The sequence below is a fragment of the Sorangium sp. So ce693 genome (assembly GCF_051521375.1).
GTDB classification, from domain to species: Bacteria; Myxococcota_A; Polyangia; order Polyangiales; family Polyangiaceae; genus Sorangium; species Sorangium atrum.
Window position 1 is genome coordinate 12,518,830 of sequence record NZ_CP150347.1, and the last position, 23,094, is coordinate 12,541,923.

Consider the following 23,094-nt stretch of genomic DNA (forward strand, 5'->3'; position numbering starts at 1 on the left):
GCCATGTGACGCCGTGCGGGCATGAGCGGCACAGCTCTCCGCGCGTGAGCGGCGGACGCGCCGTGCGCTCAGGCCGCGCGCGTCCGCCGGATGTGAGCGACGTGGATGCCAGAGGAGGGGTGAGGCATGGAATCGCTGGGACGGTATTGGTGGCTGCTGGCCCTGAGGGGCGTGGTCGGGATCCTCTTCGGGTTCTTGTTCTTCCTGTGGCCGCTTCCATCGCTCGCCACGCTCGTGCTGCTGTTCGGCGTGTGGGCGTTCTTCGACGGATGCGCCGCGTTCGCGTCCGCGCTCAGCGGCCGCGGCGGCGTGTATTCCGTGGTCGAGGGCATCTTCGGCGTCGGGATCGCGGTCCTGACGTTCTGGCGGCCCATGATCACCGCGCTCACGCTCTACGGCGTGATCGCTGCGTGGGCCATCGTGCTGGGCATCTTCAAGATCGTCAGCGCGGTGAAGCTCCGGCACGTGATCACCAACGAGGTCTGGCTCGGGCTGAGCGGCGCCGTCTTCGTGATCTTCGGCGTCCTCATGGTGGCGCTCCCGGCGGCCGGCGTGCTGGCGCTCGTCTGGTTCATCGGAGCGTTCGCGATCGTCGAGGGAGCGATGCTCCTCGGGCACTCGCTGCGCCTGCGCCGCGTGGCGAACGTGGTCGCGGCGATGCGCATGCCGTGACGCCCGGCGGCGCGCCATGTAGACGGCGCGCCACGGAGCGGAGCGAGCCCGTCAATCGATCTGCAGGTGGTAGTGCGCGGGCGTCGTCTCCTCGAGCACCAGGACACCCCCGACCTCCGCGGCGCTCTCGAGGAACGCGCGTTTTTCCTTGGGCGACATGGTCCTGTTGCGCACGTCGACGGCGCCTCTCCGCAGGTGCGCGGAGACGTAGATCCCCCGGTCGATCTGGTCCTGGATGACGGCCTCCATGGCGGCCACCACCTGCTCCGGCGGCTTGCGGGAGTTCGCCTGATAAGCCTTCTTGATCTCCTGGACCGCCGCCTTGTTGCGGTAGAGCTGGAGGAGGTCCTCGCCGAGCCTGAGCTTCGTGAACATCGCCCTGGCCTGGCGGTTCGCGTCGCGTGTGCCGCTCGTGATCACGAGGTGCTCGCGCGTGCGTCGCGCGTAGCCCTGGTCGATCTGCTCGACCTTGGCGGCGATCTTCGCCGGGAGCGTCACGCCCGGGAGCACCTCGTACGGCGGCGGGGACCACGGCTCCGTGGGCACGGCCTTCCCGAGCGCCGTCAGGGGCGGCAGCTGCGCGCGCCGCTCCTCTTCTTCCGTCGGCAGCTCGTCGCACTCGGGTCGGTTCGCCGGCGCGGCGGCGCGCGGCGCGGCGCTCGCTGTCCCGGCGGCGCGCGGCGCGCTCGGGGCCCGCGGCGCCGCGCTCGCCGGCGCCGCGTGGGCGCTCGTGGCGGGCGGATCGAGGCCCGGCAGGCCGATGCTCGGCAGATCGATGGACTCGAGCCGCTCCGTACATCCGGTCGCGCACAGCAGCGCCGCGGCGAGGGCGCGCAGGCGGCGCGGCGGCTCCAGGGACCGTTCCTGTGCGGCTGCTCGGCGTGTCGGAGGCGTCGGCAAAGCCGGAGCAGCGTGCCATGGCGCGCGGCGCGGACGAAAAAAACGGCGGCGCGTGACGTCGGCCCTCTCGACGCGCGGGGCCCCGCATCGACTACACAGCTCCCATGCCCCATGCCCCCCTGACCGGCCGTATCGCCCTCGTGACCGGCGCCGGCACCCGCCTCGGCGCAGCGACGGCCCGCGCGCTCGCGGCCGCCGGCGCCGACCTGGCCGTCCACTACGCCACGAGCGCCGCCGGCGCGGACGTCATCGTCGACGAGGCGCGCTCCCTCGGCCGCCGCGCTGCAGCATTCCAGGCGGACCTCCACGACCGGGGGGCGCTCGCCGCGCTCGCCCGCGCGGTGCTCGACTGGTCGTCTGGCCGGCTCGACCTCCTTGTCCACAACGCGGCGAACTTCGATCGGGTCCCGCCGGCCGAGCTCTCCGCCGACGCGTGGGATCGCGCCATGGCGCTCAACGCGACCGCGCCGTACCTGCTCACGCTCGAGCTCGCCCCCGCGCTCCGCGCCTGCCGCGGCAGCGTCGTCGCGATGGTCTGTATCAGCGCCGAGCGGCCCTGGAAGAACTACATTCCGTATTCGGTGTCGAAGGCCGCGCTCGCGCACCTGGTCCGCGGCCTCGCCGTGGGGCTGGCGCCGGAGGTGCGCGTGAACGGCGTGGCACCCGGGACGGTGCTGCCGCCGTCCTCCTACGACGAGGCCACGCTCGCTCGCCTCCGCGAGCGCATCCCGCTCCAGCGCATCGGCGAGGCGGAAGACGTCGCCCGCGCCGTGGTGTTCCTTGCTGAAAACGACTTCATCACCGGCCAGATCCTCGCGGTCGACGGCGGCGCCTCGGTCGGGTGACGTGCCGCCTCGGCGCACGGGTGGATCCGCCCCAGCGTGAACGGGCGCGCGCTTTGGCTTGAACGACCTCACCTGATCGACCCATAGTTCGAGCCTGATGAGCCAACCGCCCGAGACCAGCGCCGCCCCCCTCCAGGCAGATCCTGCCCACAGCGCGCCCGCCGACGGCGGCCCGGCCGAGGCGCCCGCGGCTGCGGCTCCCGGCGCCGAGGCGAAGCCGGCGAGCCACGACTCGACGCTGCCCGAGGCGCTGATCGCGTTCATGCTCGAGCGCTGGGCGCCGGCGTCCGGCGAGCTCCCGCAGGCGATCGCGCACGCAGAGGTGTTCGCTGCCCGCCGCCGCGCCCTGTCGAAGCTCTTCCCGGCGGAGACGCTCATCATCCCGACCGGGCACGAGAAGGTGCGCTCCAACGACACGCACTACCGCTTCCGCCCGGGCTCGGACTTCTTCTACCTGACGGGCAACCTCGAGCCTGACTGCGTGCTCGTGCTGCAGCCGCAGGAGGGCGGCGGGCACCGGGACATCCTCTTCGTCGAGCCGAACCCCGGGCGCAGCGACAAGACGTTCTTCACCGATCGCGCCAAGGGCGAGCTCTGGGTCGGCCCCCGCCTCGGCGTCGAGCAGAGCCGCGCGCACTTCGGCGTCGACGAGTGCCGCGGGCTGCCCGAGCTGGACGCGTACCTGAGCGGCCTCGTCGGCACGGTGACGCGCCCCCACCGCGTGCTCCGCGGGATGTCCGAGCGCGTCGACAAGCTCCTCGCCCGGCACGATCGCGACAAGCAGCTCGGCGAGGCGCTCTCGGAGATGCGCCTCCTCAAGGACGCCCTCGAGGTGCAGGAGCTCGAGGCGGTCGTCGCGTCGACGAAGCGGGGCTTCGAGGACGTCATCCGCGCGCTCCCCCGCGCGCGGAGCGAGCGAGAGGTCGAGGGCACGTTCAACCTGCGCGCCCGGGTCGAGGGCAACGACGTCGGCTACGGGACCATCGCCGCGTCGGGCCACCACGCGTGCATCCTGCACTGGACGAGGAACGACGGCGCGCTGGAGCCGGGCAAGCTCCTCCTGGTCGACGCCGGCGTCGAGGGCAACGCGCTCTACACGGCCGACATCACCCGGACCCTGCCGATCAACGGGAAGTTCTCGAGGGAGCAGCGCGAGATCTACGAGCTCGTGCTCGAGGCGCAGGAGGCGGCGATCCGCGAGGTGAAGCCGGGCAACGACTTCATGGAGCCGAACCGGGCGGCGATGCGGGTGCTCGCCCGAGGGCTCGAGCGGCTCGGTATCCTCCACGTCTCCGCCGAGGAGGCGCTCAAGGACGACAGGCAGCTCTACCGGCGGTATTCGCTCCACAACGTCAGCCACATGCTGGGCCTCGACGTGCACGACTGCGCGCAGGCGCGGCAGCAGGTCTACAAATTCGGCAAGCTCAAGCCGGGCATGGTGCTCACGGTCGAGCCAGGGCTGTATTTCCAGCTCGATGACGAGACCGTGCCGGTCAGGTACCGCGGCATCGGGGTGCGCATCGAGGACGACATCCTCGTCACGGAGACGGGGTATCGGAACCTGTCGAGCGATATCCCGAGGTCGGTGAGCGACGTGGAAGCGTGGATGGTGGGACTCTGGGCCGCGCCGAAGTGAACTGAACGGCGGGCGGGGAACGGAACGGCTCACGCGAGCGAGTTGGAGGGCGCACCTAGACGCGGGGGCCGCCGGCGGAGGGTGGAGCCGCGCGGGAGGGCGGCGGGGGTCCCCCCACAAACTCGCGCCTTTTGGGGGGCTGTTGCCGTACATGAGGGTGGGGTGGGGCTGGGGGCGACTCGCTTCGGTGCGGGCCGGCGCTCGGGTTTGTGGGGCCCACCCCCGCCGCCCTCCCGCGCGGCTCCACCCTCCGCCGGCGGCTCTGCCATGGAGGGCGGTGGTTGGGAGCTTGGGCTTGAGGGGCGGTGGGGTGGTGTCTGGTGGTTCCAGGAAGTCCGTGGTTGTGGAGGGCGGTTGATGCCGTCGGGACACGGCGAGGGGCTTGAGGGGGGCTGGCGCACGGACGCAACGGCGGGCGCGAGGATGCTGGAGCGATGGCTGCTCGCGGGCGGTGGCGCTACCCTGCCGATGAGGAGACCCGCATGCACACGTCTCGCCTTCTGCGTTGGCCAGGGACCGCAAATCTCCGAACCGGACGCGCGCTCGCGACGTCGCTGCTCGCCGCGGCAGCGGTGGTCGCAGCGGCGGGCGCGGCCAGGGCCGAGGATGGGACGGACGGCCGAGGCGCCGGCGCCGTCCTCGCGGCGCGCTCGCCGGGGATGCTCGAGCCTCACCTCCCTGGGTACGTCAACACTGCGCTGCCGGTCGATGTCGGCCCGTCGCTGCGCGGCCAGGACCTGCTGATCGAACCGGTCGCGACAGCGGGCGAGCCGCTGCACGGCATGGCCTCGGAGCTCGACGAGACCAGCTACGACATCCCCGGGCAGATCGTCGTCGACGCGCGCGACGACCTCGACGACGCGTCGCTCGCGGACCTCGTGCGCGACTTCTCGCTGCGCGTGATGCCGACGGCGCTCACGTCACAGACCAGGATCCAGATCGCCACGGTGGACGGGCCGGTCGGCGCGACGCTGGAGCGGCTCGCGCGCGATCCGCGCGTGGAGGCGGCGGAGCCGCTCGCGTGGGTGCGCGCCTCGTTCGTCGCGAACGACCCGCTGCTGAAGGACCAGTGGCACATGGCGCGCGTGGGCGCCGAGCGCGCGTGGGACTTCGCCACCGGTCGCGGCGTCACCGTCGCCGTGGTCGACACCGGCATCGCGTGCGAGGACCACGGGCCCTTCACCAAGGGGACCGACCTGGCCTCGACCGAGTGCGTGGAGGGATGGAACTTCGTCACCAAGACGATCCACGCGAACGACGACCAGGGGCACGGCACGCACGTCGCCGGAACGATCGCGCAGTCGACCAACAACGGCCTCGGCGCCGCGGGGCTCGCGTTCCACGCGCGGCTCATGCCGGTCAAGGTGCTGAACGAGAGCGGCTGGGGCACGACCGCCGACGTGGCCGACGGGATCCGGTGGGCAGCCGAGCACGGCGCGCAGGTCATCAACCTGAGCCTCGGCGGCCCGCGCAACTCCAAGGTGCTCCAGAGCGCGATCGACGACGCGATCGCGCATGGCGCGGTCGTCGTCGCGGCGGCCGGCAACACCGGCGGGCGCGTGCAGTTCCCCGGCGCCTCCGATGGCGTCATCGGCGTGAGCGCCACCGACGCGAACGACAAGATCGCGAGGTTCTCCTCGCGCGGCCAGGGCGTCGACGTCGCCGCGCCCGGGGTGAACGTCACCCAGCAGACCATCTGCAACCGCGGGCGCGACAAGTGCCAGAACTACTACGCGTACAGCGGCACCTCGATGGCCGCGCCCCACGTGGCCGGCGCGGCGGCGCTGGTCGTGAGCCTCGGCGTGACGGACCCGCGCGCGGTCGAGGACGCGCTCCGCGCAGGCGCGCGCGTCGTCGACGACTCCGACGGCGGCAAGCTCCTCTACGGGGCCGGCATCCTCGACGCCGCGAGCTCCGTCGTGCGCGTGACGCAGAGCCACATCATCGTGCGGCTGCTCGCGCTGCTGGCGCTCGCGACGTGGGTCGCGCGCCGGGCCCGCAAGAAGGACGCGACCGCCACGAGCCCGTGGCGCGCGAGCTTCCTCATCCCGGCGCTCGCGGCAGGGCCGGGGCTGTTCTTCTTCGCGCCGTGGCTCCTGCCGCGCGTGGATCTCGCCGTCGACGTGCTGGCCCGGCCGATCGCCGACCTCGACATGCTGCTCGGCGCGTCGGTCCACCGCTGGCTGCCGCTCGCCAACGCGCTCGTCCCGCTCGGCCTCACGGCGCTCTTCTTCGGCGTGAAGAGGCTCCGGCCGGTGATCGCGGGCTTCGCCGTCGGCACGGCAGCCTACCTCACATCGGTCGTCCTGCTCGGCGAGGTCGCCGGTCCCCTCGGCCGGATGGCCCTCGTCGTGTGGTGCGCGGTCAACGCCGCCGCCTGCCTCTGGATCGCCCGGACGAACCTGTCCACGCGCTGAGCCGGCTCCTGCCGCGCTCGCTCCATGGCCGGGCGGTGCGCCCGGCCATCATGACCACGGGCGGTGCGCCCGGCCGTCATGACCACGGGCGGTGCCGCCCGGCCCTCATGACCGCCGAGCGGTGTGCCCGGCCGTCATGACCACCCTGCAAAAACGAGCTAGGATGCCGGCGATGCGGTCCGGCACCTTGCTCGTACCTTTCATCCTGCTCCTCGGGGCGTGCGGCGGCTCCTCCAGCGAGACGCCGTGGCCCGCCGAGCCACGGGGCCCCGCGCTCGGCCCCACGGACGAGGCATCGCCGGAAGGGCCGGCCGACTCGAACGCGGCCCCTCAAGGGGCGCGCGAAGGCTCGGCGGACGAGGCCGACGCCGGCCGGTAAACCGGCGGCGGAGGATGGCATGGCGGACAGCGGGACGGCAGGCGCGCAGCGGAGGGCCTGGCTCTCCGCTGCGCTGCTCTCCGTCGCCCTGCTGGTCATGCCGGTCCTCGTCTGGCTGCTCCTGCCGCGGCCTGGCCCCGTGATGCCGGCCCGGCGCGAGCCGGCCGCTGCGCTGCTCCCTCCACCGCAGCCGGAGCTCACGGCGCCGCGCGAGGTCGAGGCGCCACCGGCGCCGCCACCACCCCCAGCGCCGCCGCGCGAGGTCACGGCCGCGAGCGTGGGGCCGGTCCGCGGCGTGGTGCTGGATCCGGAGGGCCACCCCAGCGCCGGCGCCATGGTCAGCTGCCGCGAACCGCCGGGCGCATCGGCCAGCGCCGACGGCGAGGGGCGCTTCGAGCTGCCGGCCGAGGCCGACGGCTGCACCGCCACCGCCGCGCAGCCTCCGTACGGCGACGCCGAGCCCACGCGCGTCGCCGCGGGCCGCGACAACGTCCTTCGCCTGCTCGCTGCGGGCTCGATCGTGGGCGAGGTCGTGGATCCATCGGGCAGGCCCGTCGAGGCGTACCTCCTGGCGATCGAGTCGTTCACGCCGGCCGGGTCCGGCGCGAACTCGAACGTGAACGGCCGCGCGCGCAAGGTGTCGGATCCGGGCGGCGCGTTCCGGTGGGACGCGCTCGCCCCGGGCCGCTACGTGCTGACGGCGAGCTCGGCCGGACGCCCGCCTGCGCGTAGCCGGCCTGTCGACGTCGAGGCAGGCCGCGCTGCCCAACGCGTGCGGATCGTGCTGGCGCAGGGCGCGACGCTGAGGGGCAGGGTCGTCGACGCCGCGTCGCGCGCGCCGGTCGTCGAGGCCCAGGTCGAGCTCGACTCCGCGACGTCGTCGGGCGCGAACGCGATCTCGCTCGCGCTCACCGACGGGAACGGCGACTACGAGCTCGAAGGGGTGCCGGCCAGCGGCCCGTTCTCGGTGCGCGTGCGCCACCAGCAGTACATGGCCAAGATCGTGTCCGGCCTCGACGCGCGCGGCGCGCAGTCGACGCGGGTCGACGTCGAGCTCCGCCAGCTGGACGACGGCGGGGCGCGCGAGGAGCTCACGGGCATCGGCGCGATGCTCTCGCTCTCCTCGGGCCGCGTGATCATCGCTGGCGTCGTCGACGGGGGGCCCGCGGCGTCCGCCGGGCTCATGGCTGGCGACGTCATCGCCCGCATCGACGGCCGGCCCACGACGGAGCTAGAGCTCGCCGACTGCATCCAGCGCCTCCGCGGCCCTGCGGGGACGGTCGTCACCGTCGGCGTGGAGAGGGAAGGGCGCACCCTCGACGTGACGATACGGCGCGACGTCGTGGTTCGGTGAACGGCCGCGCGCCGAGGTGCTAAGGGTCGGTCCATGTCCACGCGCCCTACCGCGCTTCCCCCGGCCGGAGCTCCGGACGTCCTCTACCTCGTCGACCTGTCGGGCTACGTCTTCCGCGCCTACCACGCGATCAGCCCGCTCTCGAGCCCGAGCGGCGAGCCGACCCACGCGACGTACGGCACCGTCGCGATGCTCACGAAGCTCGTGGAGGAGCGGAAGCCCGCGTACCTGGGCGTGGCGATGGACTCGCCGGGCAAGACGTTCCGCGACGAGCTCGACCCCCGCTACAAGGCGCATCGGCCCCCGCCGCCGCCCGATCTCGGGGTGCAGATGAGCCGGTGCCGTGAGATCGTCGAGGCGTACCGCATCCCGATCTTCATCCAGGAGGGGCTCGAGGCGGACGATCTCGTCGCCGTCGCCGTCGCGCGGGCCAAGGAGCGGGGGCTGCGCGTGGTCATCGCGTCGAGCGACAAGGATCTGATGCAGCTCGTCGACGGCGAGCAGGTGATGCTCTGGGACGCGATGCGCGACAAGGTCTACGGGCACCCCGAGGTCGTCGCGAAGTTCGGGGTGCCCCCGGAGCAGGTGCGCGACCTGCTCGCGCTCGTCGGCGACACCTCGGACAACGTCCCTGGCGTCCCCGGCGTGGGCCTGAAGACGGCCGCCGAGCTGCTCGCGCAGTTCGGCTCGCTCTCGGCCATCTACGAGCGCATCGGCGAGGTCAAGAAGCCTCGCATCCGGGAGTCGCTCCAGCAGAACGAGGCCGACGCGCGCCTCTCGCAGAAGCTCGTGACGCTCGACGGCGGCGCGCCCGTATCGCTCGACCTCGAGACGCTGCGCTACGGCGGCGCGGACACCGGCAGGCTCCGCGAGCTCTTCACGGAGCTCGGCTTCTCGCGCTTCCTCAAGGCGGTCCGCGCGCCCGAGCCGACCGCGCGCGCGGCGACCTACAGGGTCCTGACGACGCGCGAGGAGCTCGAGGGCTTCGCCAGATCGGCGCGCGCGGCCGGCCGCCTCGCCCTCGACGTGCTCGCGACGAGCCGCGAGCCGATGAGCGCCCACGTCTGCGGCGTCGCGCTCTCCTGCGAGCCGGGGCAAGCCGTGTACGTCCCGCTGGGCCACCGCTACCTCGGCGCGCCGGCCCAGCTCTCGATGAGCGACATCGACGCGGTGATGGGCCCGCTGTTCGCCGACCCCGAGCTCCCGAAGGTCGGCCACGACGTGAAGTTCTGCGAGGTGATCCTCCTGCGGCACCGCATCGGGCTCGTGGGCGTCGCCTTCGACACGATGCTGGCGAGCTACCTGCTCGATCCCGAGGGGAAGAACCAGCTCCACGAGCTCGCCGAGCGCGAGCTCGGCGCCAAGATGCAGACCCTCGACGAGGTGGCCCCGAAGCGCCGCGGGCAGGCGCAGCGCGGCCTCGACGAGATCGAGCTCGGCGAGGCGTCGAGCTATGGGGCCGCGTTCGCCGACGTCGCGCTCACGCTCACCGATCGGCTGCGCCCGCGGCTCCGCGCCGAGAAGCTCGAGGACCTGCTCGTGCAGATCGAGCTCCCCCTCTCCGCCGTGCTCGCGGAGATGGAGCTCACGGGCGTCCTCGTCGACCCGAAGGCGCTCGCGCAGCTCGGCGCGCAGATGACGACCGAGCTCGCCGCGCTGGAGCAGAAGGCGCGCGAGCTCGTGGGGCACGACATCAACCTGGCGTCGCCGAAGCAGCTCGAGGCGGTCCTGTTCGACGAGCTCAAGCTGCGCTCCCAGCGCAAGACGAAGACCGGCCGCTCGACCGACGCCGACGTGCTCGAGGCGCTCTCGGAGGAGCACCCGTTCCCCGGGGTGGTCCTCGAGCACCGCGCCATCGCCAAGCTCAAGGGCACGTACGTCGACGCGCTCCCGCGCCTCGTGCACCCGGGCACGGGCCGGCTCCACACGCGCTGGGGCCAGGCCGTGGCCGCGACGGGGCGGCTCTCGTCGCAGGACCCGAACCTGCAGAACATCCCGATCCGCACGGAGCTCGGCCGGATGATCCGGCGCGCGTTCGTCGCGCCGCCCGGGAGCGTGATCGTGAGCGCCGACTACTCCCAGATCGAGCTGCGCGTCCTCGCGCACCTCTCGAAGGACCCGGTACTCGTCGACGCCTTCCGCACCGGGCAGGACGTGCACGTGCGCACGGCGATGGAGATCTTCGGCGTGGACCAGGCAGGGGTCACCGCCGAGATGCGCCGCCGGAGCAAGACGATCAACTTCGGCGTGATCTACGGCATGGGCGAGTCGGCGCTCGCCAAGCGCCTCGACATCTCGCGGGCGGAGGCGGCGCGCTTCATCGACGCCTACTTCGCGCGCTACAAGGGCGTGCACGAGTTCATGGAGGGGACGATGGCCGAGGCGAAGCGCTCCGAGTCGGTGCGCACGCTGCTCGGCCGGCGCCGCTTGCTCCCGGATCTGCGCAGCAGCGACCGCATGCGCCGCGCTCAGGCCGAGCGCATCGCGCAGAACACCCCCATCCAGGGGACGGCGGCGGATCTCCTGAAGCTCGCGATGGTGCGCATCCCGCGCCCCGTCGTCCCCGGCGCGCGCATGGTGCTCACGGTGCACGACGAGCTCGCGTTCGAGGTGCCGGCCGAGGCCGTGGACGAGGCCAAGGCGAAGGTGCGGGAGGCCATGGAGTCGGTCTTCCCGCTCGACGTCCCGCTCGTCGTCGACGTCGGTCACGGACCCACCTGGGCCGACGCCCATTGAAGGGGCGGGCACCCGCTTCGGATACGGGCCCAGCTCGGCGTTTTCGGTGCTCAGCGTACCGGAGTACGCTTCCGCGCCGAAAACGCCGATCTGGACCCGTCTCCTGTGCGGGTGCCCGCCGCTGGCGTCATGGGTTGGAGAGGGGCGGAGCGGAAGAGCCACGCTCTCCGTGGCTGTGACGGCGGCGGCGGAACGACACGGGGGCCTGGGGTGTTGCGGGGGGACAAAACGACGACGCCCGCTGCACCTTGCGGTGAGCGGGGCGTACGTGCGGAAAGGGTGTTCTCAGCTCGCGGCGGTCTTGGCGGCGACGCTCGCCTTGTGAAGGGCGAGGGCGAGGCGGCTCTTCACGCGCGACGCGCGCTTGGCGGGGATCGTCCCCTTCGACGCGGCGCGATCGAGCGCGCTCACCGCGGCGGTCACCGGCGCAGCGGACTCTTGCGGAACGCCCTTCAGCGCGGTGCGCGCCTTCTTGACGGTCGTGCGGAGCTCCGACTTGATGGCGCGATTGCGCGCGGTCCTCGTGATGCGCTGGCGGTTGCGCTTGTCGGCAGATGCGTGATTGGCCATGAGAAAAGCTCTCCTACTTCTTCGCCTGCGCCTCGGCGGGCGTGGCAGCGCGCAGGGCGTCCGGCGCGTTCTGGTCGTAACCCGCCGGATGGATCGGGAACGCGGGGGTGCCGTGTGCGCGCTCGAAGCGCTTGCGGCGGGTGCCCGCCGTGCGCGCCTTGCGCCGGCGGATGCGCTGGGTTTGCTGAGTCGCGGAAACCATGGGGGCGCGCATTCTACCTACGGGGGCCCCTGTGTCAACCGGGAGGTTTGCTGCCCTCCGCGAGGGCGCGAGGGCGCGTGCTCAGGGCTAGGGTCGGATCGTCGCGCTGACCGAGAAGGACGGCTTGGAGAAAGGGCCCACGTTGGCGCCCTTGAGCGCGGACTGCACGCAGCTCGACTGGCCGTTCGACGCCGCCCACCCGCTGACGCTGACCTTGCTCACCTGGCCTGTCGACGAGAACGTGATCTGCGCGCGGGACACGTCGTCCGCGCCCGCGACGCACGCCTTGGCGCTGCCCATGACCGAGCCGAGCGCGGCCTGGACCGAGCCCTGCGACGGCTGCTCGGGGATGTCCTGCTGCCGGAGCGGACCCGACGCCGGCACCGGCGCCTCCGAGACGACCGACGGCTGTCGCTCCCCGTTGTCGCCCACGGCCGCCTGCATGGCCGAGGGGAGGTCCCCCGGCTTGCCAGCCGCCGCCGGCGCAGCCGCCGTCTTTCCCTGCTCGGGCTTCGGCGACACGACAGGCGTGGCCGGCGCCTCGACGGCCGCCGGCGCAGGAGCGCCGCCGCCGACGGGGGCGGCTTGCGCCTTGGGCGCCGCAACGAGCTTCTCCTCCGCTTGCACGGGCTGCTCGACAACGGCGCGCTCCTCCGGCGCCTTGGCGACCGGAGCAGCCGGCTCCACCCGCGTGTCGCCGCGCGGCTCGGCCGGCGCCGCGACGGTGGTTGTCGCGGGCGACGCGGTGGCCGCGATCTCCTGCTGCGGCGGAGCCGTCGTCTTCACCAGGACCGTGACCGCCGCGGCGAGCCCCAGGGCCGCGACGGCGGCGCCGGCGATCATCCCGCCGGATCGCTTCCTCGCTGGAGCCGCGGCCACGGGCGCCGACGGGGCGCGGCGCGCCGCCACGGGCACCACCGCTGCCGCCTTCGCGTCCTCGAACCGAGCCGCCGCGCCGGGCTGCGCCTTCTCGGAGGCCTCCACCTCCGAGGGCGCCGACGCGTTGAGCCGGTTCAGATCGATGACACCGGAGTCCTCGGGCACCCCCTCCACCGGCCGCATGGACGGCGACGACGCGCGGGCGCCGCCGGAGAGCGAGCCGCGCCCCGGCAGCGGGGACACACGCCCTGGCGGCGCCGAGCTGCGTCCCGAAGCCGGCAGCGGCGTCGAGAGCGCAGAGCCGCTCATCGCGGGCATACCGCTCGCGCGACCCGGCGCCTGGCTGACCCGCTCGGCGATCTCCTTCAGCGACTGGCGCCTCTTCTCGGGCGGCCGCGACAAGGTGCCGCCCGGCAGGCTTGCTTCAGGCCTCGAGGCCCTGGCTGCTTGTGATCCGTCCCCCATGGTGCTGCGTTCTCCTGATGCGCGAGCTTCGCGCGAAGGGTCCTCCGTCTGCTCCTCGCCGGGCGCCGCGGTGAGGTCGGGGGGGGCGAGGAGGTCGGCTGCCGCCGCGGTGTCCTCCGATCGCCTGGAGATCGCGACCTCGACGATGTGGGCTGCCCGCGTCTCCCACGCCTCCTCGTCGTTCGTCGAGGGCGCGGGGGCAGGCCAATCGTTGAGCATCCCGTCGAGGTCGAGCTTGTCGGTGACGTTCATTCGGCGTCCCCTCCGAAACCGCGCTCCGCGAGGTAAGCACGGAGCTTGCGACGCGCCTCGTGGACGCGCCAGGCGACTGTTCCTTCCGGACAACCCAGGATCCTGGAGGCGTCCTCGTGGGGCACGCCGTCGATGCACACGAGGATGAGCGTCGTTCGAAGCGTGTCCGAGAGCGTATCGATGCCGTCGCAGAGCGCGGCCGCGAGCTCGCGTCGCTGGGTCGACGCGGCCGGATCGACGCCGTGGCTCGGGCGCGTCTCGAGCAGCAGCGCCTCGATCCGCGGATCGTCCGCGGGGGTCGAGTTCTTGCTCGGCTTGCGGGCCCGGATCATGTTGAGCGAGAGGTTCACGGCGATCCGGTAGAGCCAGGTGAAGGGCTCGCTCCGGCCATCGAACCGGTCGAGCGCCTGGTAGGCCCGGACGAAGGTCTCTTGCGTCACGTCCTCTGCCTCCGCGCCCGAGCGAACAAGGTGGAACGCCAGCCGGAAGATGCGCTTCTGATATCGACGAACCAGCACCCCGAACGCCTGGGCATCTCCGCTCCGGGCTTGATCGACGAGCTCACGATCGGTGGGTTTGGCCATCCTAGCCGCCTCGGGGTGCGAGTTGTCTCCCGCGCACGGACGACAGCGCAGCCGCGGACACCTCCTCGCGACGGCCCCCGACCGTCTCGGCGAGAGAAGCTCCTCGCGGCGAGCCCCGCTTCGCGAAGGCGAAGCCGGGCGATGAGGAGGCAAGTTTCACGTTCAGGCGCGCGAAGATAGCCGAACACTCCTCTTAGGACAAACCATGCGCCCGGAGCTTGGGCGCCATGGTGCCCTCGTCGACCGGCGGGCGATACGCCCGCGCTGGCACACCGACAGCCGCCGCGGCGCCCGGCTCACCGCGCGCCGCGCAGGCGTGTGAACGAGCGCGGCCGTCGCCGGCGAACAGCGCCGCCGCCCGCGCCGCTGCTATGGTCGGCGGATGCAACGCTACTCGAGCTGGATGCGCACCCTGGGGCTCATCGCTGCGGCCTTCGCGGGAGGGGCGGCGACTTCCCACCTCGCGGGCGCGAGCACACAGGCGCAGAGCCCCTACGCTCCGCTCGAGCAGCTCGCGCGCGTGCTCGTGCTCGTGGAGAACAACTACGTCGAGCCGGCGCAGCGCAGCAAGATCCTCGACGGCGCGATCAAGGGGATGGTCGCGGAGCTCGACCCGCACTCGGCGTACATGAACTCCTCGGAGTTCGCCCAGTTCCAGGAAGAGACGGGGGGGACGTTCGGCGGCGTCGGGATCGAGGTCGACGCCAAGGACGACAACATCACCGTCATCGCGCCGATCGAGGGCTCGCCGGCGGCGCGGGCCGGCATCCGCTCCGGCGATCAGATCATCGCGATCGACGGACGCCCCGTGCGCGGCGAGCGCCTCGACAAGCTCGTGAAGATCATGCGCGGGGCGCCCGGCTCCCGGGTGAAGCTCACGATCCGCCGGCAGGGCGTGCCCGAGCCCCTCTCGTTCGACCTCACCCGGGAGCAGATCCATGTCACGAGCATCGCGGCGAAGCGCCTCGACCGGGACGTCGCGTACGTCCGCGTGAAGCAGTTCCAGGACGGCACCCACGAAGAGATGCTCCGCGCCGCGGCGAAGCTGCGCGCCGCATCGAAGGCGCCGCTGGCCGGCGTGATCCTGGACCTGCGCAACAACCCCGGAGGCCTCGTCAACGAGGCCGAGGCCGTGGCCGACGAGTTCCTCTCCTCGGGGACGATCTACTCGACGCGACAGCGCAACAAGGTCGTCGACGAGGCGAAGGCGCACGACGGCGGCGCGTTCGCCTCGCTGCCCGTCGTCGCGCTCGTGAACGAGTACTCCGCGAGCGCCGCCGAGCTCGTCGCGGGCGCCCTGCAGGACAGCGGGCGCGCCGTGCTCGTCGGCGCGACGACCTTCGGCAAGGGGTCGGTGCAGACCATCTACGAGCTGCCCGGTGGCGCCGGGGTGAGGCTCACGACGATGCGCTACTACACGCCGAACGGGCGCTCGATCCAGGCCCAGGGCATCCGGCCGGACGTCGTCATCGAGAGCGCGGCGCAGCAGGCCCCGGCCGCCATCCTCCGCGAGCAGGATCTCGAGGGACACCTCCCCGCCGAAGGGGCGATCGGCGACCGCTCGCCGAGGGCCGTGCTCGTGGAGAAGCGCGCCGAGGCGGCCGCGGCGATCGGCCCCGAGGGCGACATGCCCTCCGATCCCACCCGCGGGAGCGACTTCGCGCTCGCCGTCGGGTACCAGCAGCTCCTCCGCGCCATCCCGGCGGTCCGCCAGCGCTGAGGATCGCGCGTCGAGCGACCAGCGCCGGACGCCGCGCGACGCGCGTCAGGCCTCGGCGCCGGCGCGGAGCCCGGTCGTCACCGCGTCGAGCACGGTGCGCGCCCTCCCTGCGATGGTCGCCCCGGCCGCCAGGATCCCGGGTGCGGCGCGGACGCCCTCGCACCGCACCCCCACCGCCTCCAGCGCGCCCAGGCGCTCGCCGCGGGGCCACGCGACGACGTCGAGCTCCGGGCCCTGCATGGAGCTCACCACGCCGAACGCGCCGCGATCGTCGCCCATCGTGACGGGCGCGGCGATCGAGAGCGCGAACGGCGCGGCGCCGCGCGCCGGGAAATCGGCGCCGGCGCCGCTCTCGGGCGGCGTGTACGCGATCCCGCCGCCGGCGAGGCCGCCGATCGCCAGGACCACCCCGTCCGCCGCGAGCGGCGCGTCGTCCCCCTCGACGTGGATCGTCACGCCTTCGTCCGGCGCCCCTGGCTCCGGGGGCCCGCTGCCCACCGCGCGCACGCGGCCGTGGCGCTGAGGCGCCGCGATCGCGGCGAGCAGCGCGTCGCGCGCCGCCTCGAAGCGGAGCCCCGCCGGCGAGCCGGCGCCCATCAGCGCCTCGCCCACCGGGACGCCGAGGCGGGCCGCGAGCGCCTCGGCCCGCGGAGCGCTCGCGCCGAGCCACGGGCCGAGCAGGATCGCCCCCGCGCCGCCCACGCCCGCGAGCGCCTGGCGGAGCCGATCGAGGAGCCAGGAGAGCCGCGCCGGGTCGTCGTGCCGGGCCGCGAGATCGCCGTCGGCGATGTGCCGCTCGTCATCGAAGCGAAGGACCGGCGCGTCGACCGGCAGGAAGCGGAGCCCCCGCGCCCGGGCGAACGGCTCGTCCGTGAGCGCCTCCGCGAGCGCGTCCGCGTCCCACCCGGCGCGCGCCGCGCGCGGGACGAGGACGCGCGTGCGGCGGAGCGGGCTGAGATCGAGCAGCGCGCGATCCCTGCCGCGGGCGGGTCGGATCCGCCCCGCGACGGTCGCGAGGCGCACGCCCGCCGCCTGCGGCAGCTCCCACAGGCCGAGCTCCGCCGCGAACTGCCTCACCGCCGGCGCGAGATCGCTCGCGGGCAGGTCGCCGCCGAGCAACCGTGACGCCCGCTCGATCTGCTCCCACGGCACGTCGTCCACCGCGCCGCCCGCGAGCGCCGTCTCGCCGACGCCCGCGGAGATCACCGCGACCCGGGCCCCGCGCCGCCGCGCGCTCCACGCGGCGGCGAGCCCGGCGACGCCGGCGCCGATCACGAGGATCGATCGCGCCACGCCCTCTCCTCCGGCTCCCGCGCGGCGCGCTGCGCGCGACGATCGGCGTCCTCGCACGCCGCCGTCGCCTCGTCGTCCGCGGGCGCGCCGAGCTCCGACCGGACGCTGGCGATCGCGAGGGCCTCCTGCCGCGCCTGCTCCGGGCCGAGCGCGACGGCGCGGGTCACCGCCTGCCGCGAGAGGAACGCCACCGCCTGCCGCATCCCGTCGCGCGGCGGGAGCGAGAGCTCCTGCGCCACGATCTGCCCGCACCGCGCCGCGCAGCGCATGCCCCCGCACGCGCCCAGGCCGAGGCGCGTCCGGCGCGCGACGTCGGCGACGCTCCGGGCGAGCTCGTGCCGGAGGACATAGCGCACCTCGGCCTCGATCACGGGCTCGCAGGGGCACACCGTCGCGGCCTCGCGCGGCCGCTCTCGCACGCGCTCCTCGATCCGGAGCGCGCGCGAGCCGTGCCGGTACACGAGGCGCCGGGCGGCCACCGCGTCGATCTCCATCCGCCGCGAGAGCGCGAGCGCGTCCACCGTTCGATCGCCGCCCGGGAGCGCGGTCGTGTGCGTGACGCAGCGGGCGCCGAGGTCGAAGCGCCGCGAGAGGACGTCGGTCATCTCCTCGGCGAAGAGCCGGAAGCTGGCCAGCTTGCCGCCGATCATCGAGTAGATGCCCGGCGCGCCGTGCGCCGCGTGATCGACGATCTGGTGCTCGCGCGAGAGGGCGTCCTCGGTGGGCCCGAACGCGTAGAGCGTGGGCCGCACGCCCGCGAACGTGCCGATCGCGCGCGCCTCGTGGATCTGCGGGAACACGCGGGCGATGCCCTGGACCAGGTACCTGACCTCCTCGCTCGTCGCGCGGACCTGATCGAGATCGCCGTAGAAGTCGTCGTCGGTCGTGCCGATGACGCTCATGTTCTCCCACGGCTCGAGGAAGATCTGACGGCCGTCGATCGTCCTCGCCATGATCGCATAATTGGTGAGGCGCCGGTCGAACACGACGTGCACGCCCTTGCCGGGCCGCACGCGCGAGCTCGCGGCGGGGAGGCCGGCGAGGGACGCGGTGATCGGCGACCACGCGCCCGTCGCGTTCACGACCGTGCTCGTGCGGAGCCGCCCGCCTTCGCCCGTCGTGCGGTCCCGGTAGCGGACCGCGACGACCTCGCCGGTGTCCTCGCGGCGCTCGATCCGCTCGACCGTGTGCCCCACGTACACCTTGGCCCCGCGCTCGATCGCGTCGACCGCGTTGGCGACGCAGAGCCGCGCGCCGTCGATCCCCCACTCGTCGAAGCTGAAGCCGCCCACCAGGTCGCCGTGCAGCCCCGGCTCGAGCCGGCGGAGCTCGTCGGGCGACAGGCGCGCGTGCGGCTTGCCGCGCTTGAGCGGCTGGTAGTTGTCGTACGCCTCGAAGAAGGCGTCCGCGAGCGGGTAGAGGAGGCGCCCGTGCCGCGCGTTCTCGAACGGGACGAGGAAGGGGATCCGGAAGAGCAGGTGCGGCGCGATCGCCTGGATGTGGCCCGAGTCGCGGCACGATTTCTCGGTCACCTGCGGATCGCTGGTCAGGTACCTGAGCCCGCCGTGGATCATGCCGCTCGAGTTGCCGCTCGCGCCGAACGCGAGATCGTTGCGCTCGAACAGGGCGACCCTCAGGCCCCGCTGCGAAGCGTCACGCGCGACCCCCACGCCGTTCACGCCGCCGCCGATGACCACGACGTCCACGTCGGTGTCCGCTCGGCGAGCCGGTCTTGCGGCGCTCGAAAGGAGGATCGTCACCTGCGGCGTATAGCATGCCAGAATTTTTCCACGAGCGGGCCCGGCCTCGCGCGCGGCGCTGCGAATGCTGGAGGAGCCGGCCGTCAGCCGCGGACCCGGATGGCCCAGGTCAGCTTCGCGAGGCTGCGCAGCACGTTCGGGACGCGGCGGGTCAGGTTGATCGAGGGGCGCCGCTTCTCCAGCACGCGGACCGGGATCTCCTCGATCCGCAGGCCAGCGCGGTAGGCGCGGATGACGAGCTCGCTGGCGAAGACGTCCTTGTCCACGACGCAGTCGCGCGCGACTGCGAGGAGCGGCTCGCGCAGGAACGCCTTGAGCCCGTGCGTGTCCGTCCCACGGAAGCCGAGCGTGGCGCGGAGGAGCCCGTTGTACATCTGGCTCGCCGCGTGCCGCGCCCACGGGCGATCGTCGCGCGCCCCCTGGATGAGCTTGGACCCGATCACCATGTCGACGCCGCCTGCCCGCAGCATCGCGATGGCGCGGCGGTGGAAATCGACGTCGCAGAGGTCGATCTCGTCGCAGAGCACGAAGCGCCCGCGCGCCCGCTCGATGCCCGCGCGGAGCGCGGCCCCGTAGTTCGGCTCGCCGATCGAGAAGTGCCTCACCTCCGGGTACTTGCGCTCGAGCTCGCCGGCGATGCCGAGGGTCCCGTCGTACGAGCCGTTCTCGGCGAGCACGAGCTCCCAGCGCCAGCCGAGCGGCGAGAGCCGCTCGCGCAAATCAACGACGGCGGCGTGGAGGATCGCCTCCTCGTTGTAAACGGGGATGACGATGGAGATCTCCGGCGATCCGCCCGCATCCACGCGGTCAGGCTCGGCTGTGCTCACGGCGCGCCTCCGAGGAGCGCCTGCGCGCGGTGCGCCGCGTCGCGCCCGAAGTGGAGCGCGTCCTCCATCGAGGAGTAGTTCCAGCCCCCGTAGCGCCCGCACGAGAGGATGCGCTGGCCCTCGAGGAACGGCCGCACCGCCTCCAGCGAGCCGAAGTAGCTGTGATCGAACACGACGTACGCGTGGTCGATGCGGCGCAGGCGGGCGAAGCGGATGGCGCTCGGGGCGGGGATGAGGCCCATCTCGACGAGGCCTTCGGCGACGCGGGGGAGCAGCGCCGCGAGATCGGGCTCGGCGCGATCGGCGAGCTCGACGTAGAGGCCGGCCTTGCCCGGCGGGGCCATGGCGGCGGAGAAGTGGGAGTAGCAGCCCACGCGGTAGAACGGGTACTTCGCCTCCGGGACGTACACCCAGTGCAGCGGCTGCCCGCACGGTGTGTCGAGCGCCACATCGAGGTAGTAGAGGTGCGTGCAGCGCAGCCGGGAAGCCGCCTCGCCGACGGCGCGAGGCGCGTCCGAGAGGAGCCTGACGAGCGCGGGCAGCGGCGCGGACGAGACGAGCACGTCGTACCGGACGACCTCGTCGTCGAACACGAGCTCGCGCGCGCGCCAGTCGATCGACCTGGGAGCGCGGCTGAGCTCGATCGCCGGCGTTCCCGCGTCCCGCGGCCGCTGCTCGGCGAGCGCCCGCGCGAGCCCGTGCGTCAGCTGTCCGATGCCGAGCCGCGGGTAGAGGAACCTCGCGTTGTAGCCGAGCTCCCGGTCGTTCAGCCCGACCGATCCGGCGAGCACGTCCTCCAGCTTGGGTATCGGGACGAAGCGGGAGCACCAGTCGGCGGTGATCTCGCTCGGGTGCACCCCCCAGAGGCGGCTGTTGTAGGGGATCATGAAATGGCGGCTGATCCCCTCGCCGAAGTGCGCCAGACAGAACTCCTCGAAGTTCCTTGGCTGAGGTCTGTCCTTGGCGAAGTGCGCCTCGACGAAGCCGCGGAGGCAGTCGTAGGCCACCGCGGGCGGCAGGCCGAAGGTGTTCGCCTGGAACGGATAGCGGGTGTACGTGCCGTTCGACCAGATCATCGAACGCCGCTCGATCTCGAGCGGGTCGGGGCCCAGCCACCCCAGCGCGAGCTCACGGGTCGCGGGGTCGCGCAGGTGGAGGAGATGCCCTGTCCGATCGAAGCGGAAGCCGGCGTCCTCGAGCGTGATCGCGTGGCCGCCCGGGCGCGGCAGGCGCTCGAACACCCGGTGCGGCACGCCGGCCCGCCCCAGGTGGTACGCCGCTGCCATGCCCGTCAGGCCGGCGCCGAGGATCGCGACGGGAACGCTGGAGATCGTGGGTCGGGTCATCGCTCGCGGCCCGGCCGCGGCCGCGAAGACACCATCTCCCCGGTGCGTCGTCAAGGCACGCTGCCGTCCCGGCGCTCCTCGGCGCATGCTGGATTTCCCGCCTTCGACGTAAGGCGCGCGGAGCTCCACGCATGCCGCGCAAAGACCGCCGTTGGCGCCTCCGCCCAGAGCGACTAGGTGTGGAGAGGTCCCAGCGCGCGCCGCGCGTCCCAGGGCGTCCGAGGTGCAGATGCCGATCCCCCGCCGGAAGTCCGTTCAAGTCACCGGGAGGACCCTCTACCTGACCGAGGACCCGGCGCTCCTGAAACAGCAGCTGGCGGGCGGCGAGCTTCGCTTCGATCCCGAGCAGCACGCGCTGATCGACAACATCTCGACCGACGAGCTCACGCCGGGCTGGGTCTGTTACTACTACGACGAGACGCTCGCCCGTTACTGCCTGGTCGGGCTGCGCGGCGGGCACATCGAGCGCGACGCCATCAAGAACGGCGGCTTCGGCGTCATCGTCAGCGGGCGCTCGAAGGGGTGCGGCAGCTCGCGCGAGACGGCGCCGTACTCGGAGCGTGAGGCGGGGATCCAGATCGTTGTCGCGCGCAGCATCGAGAAGATCTACGGCCAGAACTGCCAGAACATCGGGCTGCTCACGACGACCGATTTCTCGCTCCTCGACCGGATCGCGCGGGGCGACGAGATCCCGATCGGCGAGTTCACCCGCGGGCTCGACCCGATCAGCGCCGACGTCGTCGAGTACGGTGGCCTCTTCACCTACAACAAGGCCCGGATGGCCGGCGAGGTCTCGCCGCCCACCCTGGCCACGCCGCCGCGGCCGATGACGCTGTGCGAGAAGATCATCGCGGCGCACGCGATCGTGGACGCCCGGGCAGGGAAGATCGGCGTCCCCGCGGTGAAGCCTGGAGACGCGCTCTTCGCCCGCATCGACGTGCGCTTCTCGCACGAGTACGTCACGCCGATGGCCGAGTCGCTCTTCCGGGCGGGCGTCGGGCCGGACGCGGTCGTGACCGAGCCGGAGAGCGTCTTCGCCTTCCGGGATCACCTGACGTTCCTCGAACGCGTGATGCCGGAGGCTCACCTCAGGCTCGGCCTGCGGGAGCAGGCGGCCTCGCTCGCGACAGTGCAGCAGGCGTTCACCGAGCGGCACGGGATCAAGCTGTACGGCGAGGTCGAGCGCGACGGCAGGACCGTGGGCTCGGAGGCCATCTGCCACAACAAGGTGATCGAGGAGCTCGCGCTGCCAGGGCAGATCGTCGCCGGGACCGACTCGCACACCTGCATGGCGGGGGCGCTCGGGTGCTTCGCGTTCGGCGTCGGCTCGACGGACATGGCGAACGCGTGGCTCACGCGCGACGTCCGCGTCGCGGTGCCGCAGTCGGTGCGCTTCAACCTGACCGGGCGGCTCGGGCCGGGGGTCACGGCGAAGGACGTGATGCTGTTCCTGCTCTCGCAGCCGTTCTGGAAGACGGGCCAGGGCATCGGCAAGGTGCTCGAGTTCGCCGGCGATGGCGTCCGCGCGATGGGCCTCGACGAGCGGGCGACGCTCACCAACATGGCGGTCGAGGCGGGCGGCTTCACGGGGATCATCGAGGCCGACGAGGAGATCGTGCGCTACCTCGTAGCGCAGCGCGGGCTCGCCGCGGAGGACGTGCGCGCGCGCGTCGTGCGCGCCGATCCAGGCGCGGAGTACATGGCGACGTTCGACGTCGATCTCGCGTCGGTCGAGCCGATGGTCGCGACGCCGGGCGATCCGCGGAACGGCGTGCCGCTGCGGTCGCTCGACGAGATCGCCGGCGGTCCGGTGAAGATCGACATCGCGTACGGAGGATCGTGCACGGGCGGCAAGAAGGCCGACATGGACATGTACGCGTCCGTGCTGCGCCAGGCGGTCGAGCGGGGCAAGCGCGTCGCTGACGGCGTGCACCTCTACATCCAGTTCGGCTCGCAGGACATCCGCCGCTACGCCGAGGCCAAGGGCTACCTCGAGATCTTCGAGAAAGCCGGCGCCGAGCTCGTCGACCCCTCCTGCGGCGCGTGCATCAAGGCCGGCCCCGGTGTATCCGACCGCAAGGAACAGGTCACGGTCTCGGCCATCAACCGGAACTTCCCGGGACGAAGCGGACCCGGCCAGGTCTACCTGGCCAGTCCTCTCATCGTCGCGGCGAGCGCGATTGCGGGGAAGATCGCATTCCCGGAATCATGACGCAGAGCGCCTATCGCGGCAATACACACATAGTGGCCGCAATCG

18 protein-coding genes are annotated in these 23,094 nt (G+C 72.8%); 9 read left to right on the forward strand and 9 right to left on the reverse strand.

What is annotated here, in order from left to right; all coding sequences use genetic code 11:
• The first annotated feature begins 126 nt into the window (after positions 1-126).
• Positions 127-672, forward strand: a complete 546-nt coding sequence (locus tag WMF14_RS46735) for an HdeD family acid-resistance protein (protein ID WP_437797213.1) — start codon at positions 127-129, stop codon at positions 670-672.
• 51 nt (positions 673-723) lie between these two features.
• On the opposite strand, the gene WMF14_RS46740 is transcribed toward WMF14_RS46735, so the two are convergent.
• Positions 724-1,572: a hypothetical protein gene (locus tag WMF14_RS46740; RefSeq protein ID WP_437797215.1), complete on the reverse strand. Its 849-nt coding sequence runs from the start codon at positions 1,570-1,572 to the stop codon at positions 724-726.
• Positions 1,573-1,676: 104 nt separating this feature from the next.
• Here WMF14_RS46740 and WMF14_RS46745 point away from each other — a divergent pair, with 104 nt between their 5' ends.
• The 6 genes from WMF14_RS46745 (at position 1,677) to polA (ending at position 10,939) form a co-directional block, all read left to right on the forward strand.
• Entirely contained in the window at positions 1,677-2,417 is a 741-nt protein-coding gene (locus WMF14_RS46745; protein ID WP_437797217.1) for an SDR family oxidoreductase, read from the forward strand.
• A 97-nt stretch (positions 2,418-2,514) separates the two neighbouring features.
• Positions 2,515-4,053 (forward strand): aminopeptidase P family protein, encoded by a 1,539-nt coding sequence (locus WMF14_RS46750; protein ID WP_437797219.1) that lies wholly within the window; start codon positions 2,515-2,517, stop codon positions 4,051-4,053.
• A gap of 482 nt (positions 4,054-4,535) precedes the next feature.
• The gene (locus tag WMF14_RS46755) at positions 4,536-6,470 is read left to right on the forward strand and encodes a S8 family serine peptidase (RefSeq protein WP_437797221.1); all 1,935 of its coding nucleotides are present in this window, start codon (positions 4,536-4,538) and stop codon (positions 6,468-6,470) included.
• 172 nt (positions 6,471-6,642) lie between these two features.
• Positions 6,643-6,849 carry a hypothetical protein gene (locus WMF14_RS46760; protein ID WP_272096398.1) on the forward strand — a complete coding sequence of 69 codons (207 nt, stop codon included), beginning with the start codon at positions 6,643-6,645 and terminating at the stop codon, positions 6,847-6,849.
• A 19-nt stretch (positions 6,850-6,868) separates the two neighbouring features.
• Positions 6,869-8,203, forward strand: coding sequence for a carboxypeptidase regulatory-like domain-containing protein (locus tag WMF14_RS46765; RefSeq protein ID WP_437797223.1), 1,335 nt, complete (start codon positions 6,869-6,871; stop codon positions 8,201-8,203).
• Between the two features lie 33 nt (positions 8,204-8,236).
• The gene (gene polA / locus WMF14_RS46770) at positions 8,237-10,939 is read left to right on the forward strand and encodes a DNA polymerase I (protein ID WP_437797225.1); all 2,703 of its coding nucleotides are present in this window, start codon (positions 8,237-8,239) and stop codon (positions 10,937-10,939) included.
• Between the two features lie 285 nt (positions 10,940-11,224).
• On the opposite strand, the gene rpsT is transcribed toward polA, so the two are convergent.
• The 4 genes from rpsT to WMF14_RS46790 all read right to left on the reverse strand — a co-directional run bounded on the left by rpsT (position 11,225) and on the right by WMF14_RS46790 (position 13,891).
• On the reverse strand, positions 11,225-11,509 hold the full coding sequence (gene rpsT, locus WMF14_RS46775; RefSeq protein WP_012241287.1) for a 30S ribosomal protein S20: 285 nt from the start codon (positions 11,507-11,509) through the stop codon (positions 11,225-11,227).
• A gap of 13 nt (positions 11,510-11,522) precedes the next feature.
• Entirely contained in the window at positions 11,523-11,711 is a 189-nt protein-coding gene (locus WMF14_RS46780) for a hypothetical protein (protein WP_044967265.1), read from the reverse strand.
• An 87-nt stretch (positions 11,712-11,798) separates the two neighbouring features.
• Entirely contained in the window at positions 11,799-13,307 is a 1,509-nt protein-coding gene (locus WMF14_RS46785) for a hypothetical protein (protein ID WP_437797227.1), read from the reverse strand.
• Positions 13,304-13,891, reverse strand: a complete 588-nt coding sequence (locus WMF14_RS46790; RefSeq protein ID WP_272096404.1) for an RNA polymerase sigma factor — start codon at positions 13,889-13,891, stop codon at positions 13,304-13,306. Before WMF14_RS46790 ends, WMF14_RS46785 begins: the two co-directional genes overlap by 4 nt.
• Before the next feature lie 382 nt (positions 13,892-14,273).
• Between WMF14_RS46790 and WMF14_RS46795 the strand changes: the two genes are divergently transcribed.
• Positions 14,274-15,611: a S41 family peptidase gene (locus WMF14_RS46795; RefSeq protein ID WP_437797229.1), complete on the forward strand. Its 1,338-nt coding sequence runs from the start codon at positions 14,274-14,276 to the stop codon at positions 15,609-15,611.
• A gap of 45 nt (positions 15,612-15,656) precedes the next feature.
• Here WMF14_RS46795 and WMF14_RS46800 read toward each other — a convergent pair whose 3' ends face one another.
• The 4 genes from WMF14_RS46800 to WMF14_RS46815 all read right to left on the reverse strand — a co-directional run bounded on the left by WMF14_RS46800 (position 15,657) and on the right by WMF14_RS46815 (position 20,837).
• Complete coding sequence (locus WMF14_RS46800) at positions 15,657-16,904, reverse strand: FAD-binding protein (RefSeq protein WP_437797231.1); 1,248 nt, start codon at positions 16,902-16,904, stop codon at positions 15,657-15,659.
• Positions 16,883-18,664 carry a glycerol-3-phosphate dehydrogenase/oxidase gene (locus WMF14_RS46805; protein WP_437797233.1) on the reverse strand — a complete coding sequence of 594 codons (1,782 nt, stop codon included), beginning with the start codon at positions 18,662-18,664 and terminating at the stop codon, positions 16,883-16,885. The genes WMF14_RS46800 and WMF14_RS46805 overlap by 22 nt, the downstream gene beginning before the upstream one ends.
• Positions 18,665-18,747: 83 nt before the next feature.
• The gene (locus WMF14_RS46810; RefSeq protein ID WP_437797234.1) at positions 18,748-19,491 is read right to left on the reverse strand and encodes a glycosyltransferase; all 744 of its coding nucleotides are present in this window, start codon (positions 19,489-19,491) and stop codon (positions 18,748-18,750) included.
• Complete coding sequence (locus WMF14_RS46815) at positions 19,488-20,837, reverse strand: protoporphyrinogen/coproporphyrinogen oxidase (protein ID WP_272096409.1); 1,350 nt, start codon at positions 20,835-20,837, stop codon at positions 19,488-19,490. The genes WMF14_RS46810 and WMF14_RS46815 overlap by 4 nt, the downstream gene beginning before the upstream one ends.
• Positions 20,838-21,066: 229 nt before the next feature.
• Between WMF14_RS46815 and WMF14_RS46820 the strand changes: the two genes are divergently transcribed.
• Positions 21,067-23,049, forward strand: coding sequence for an aconitase family protein (locus WMF14_RS46820; protein WP_437797236.1), 1,983 nt, complete (start codon positions 21,067-21,069; stop codon positions 23,047-23,049).
• Positions 23,050-23,094: the final 45 nt, after the last annotated feature.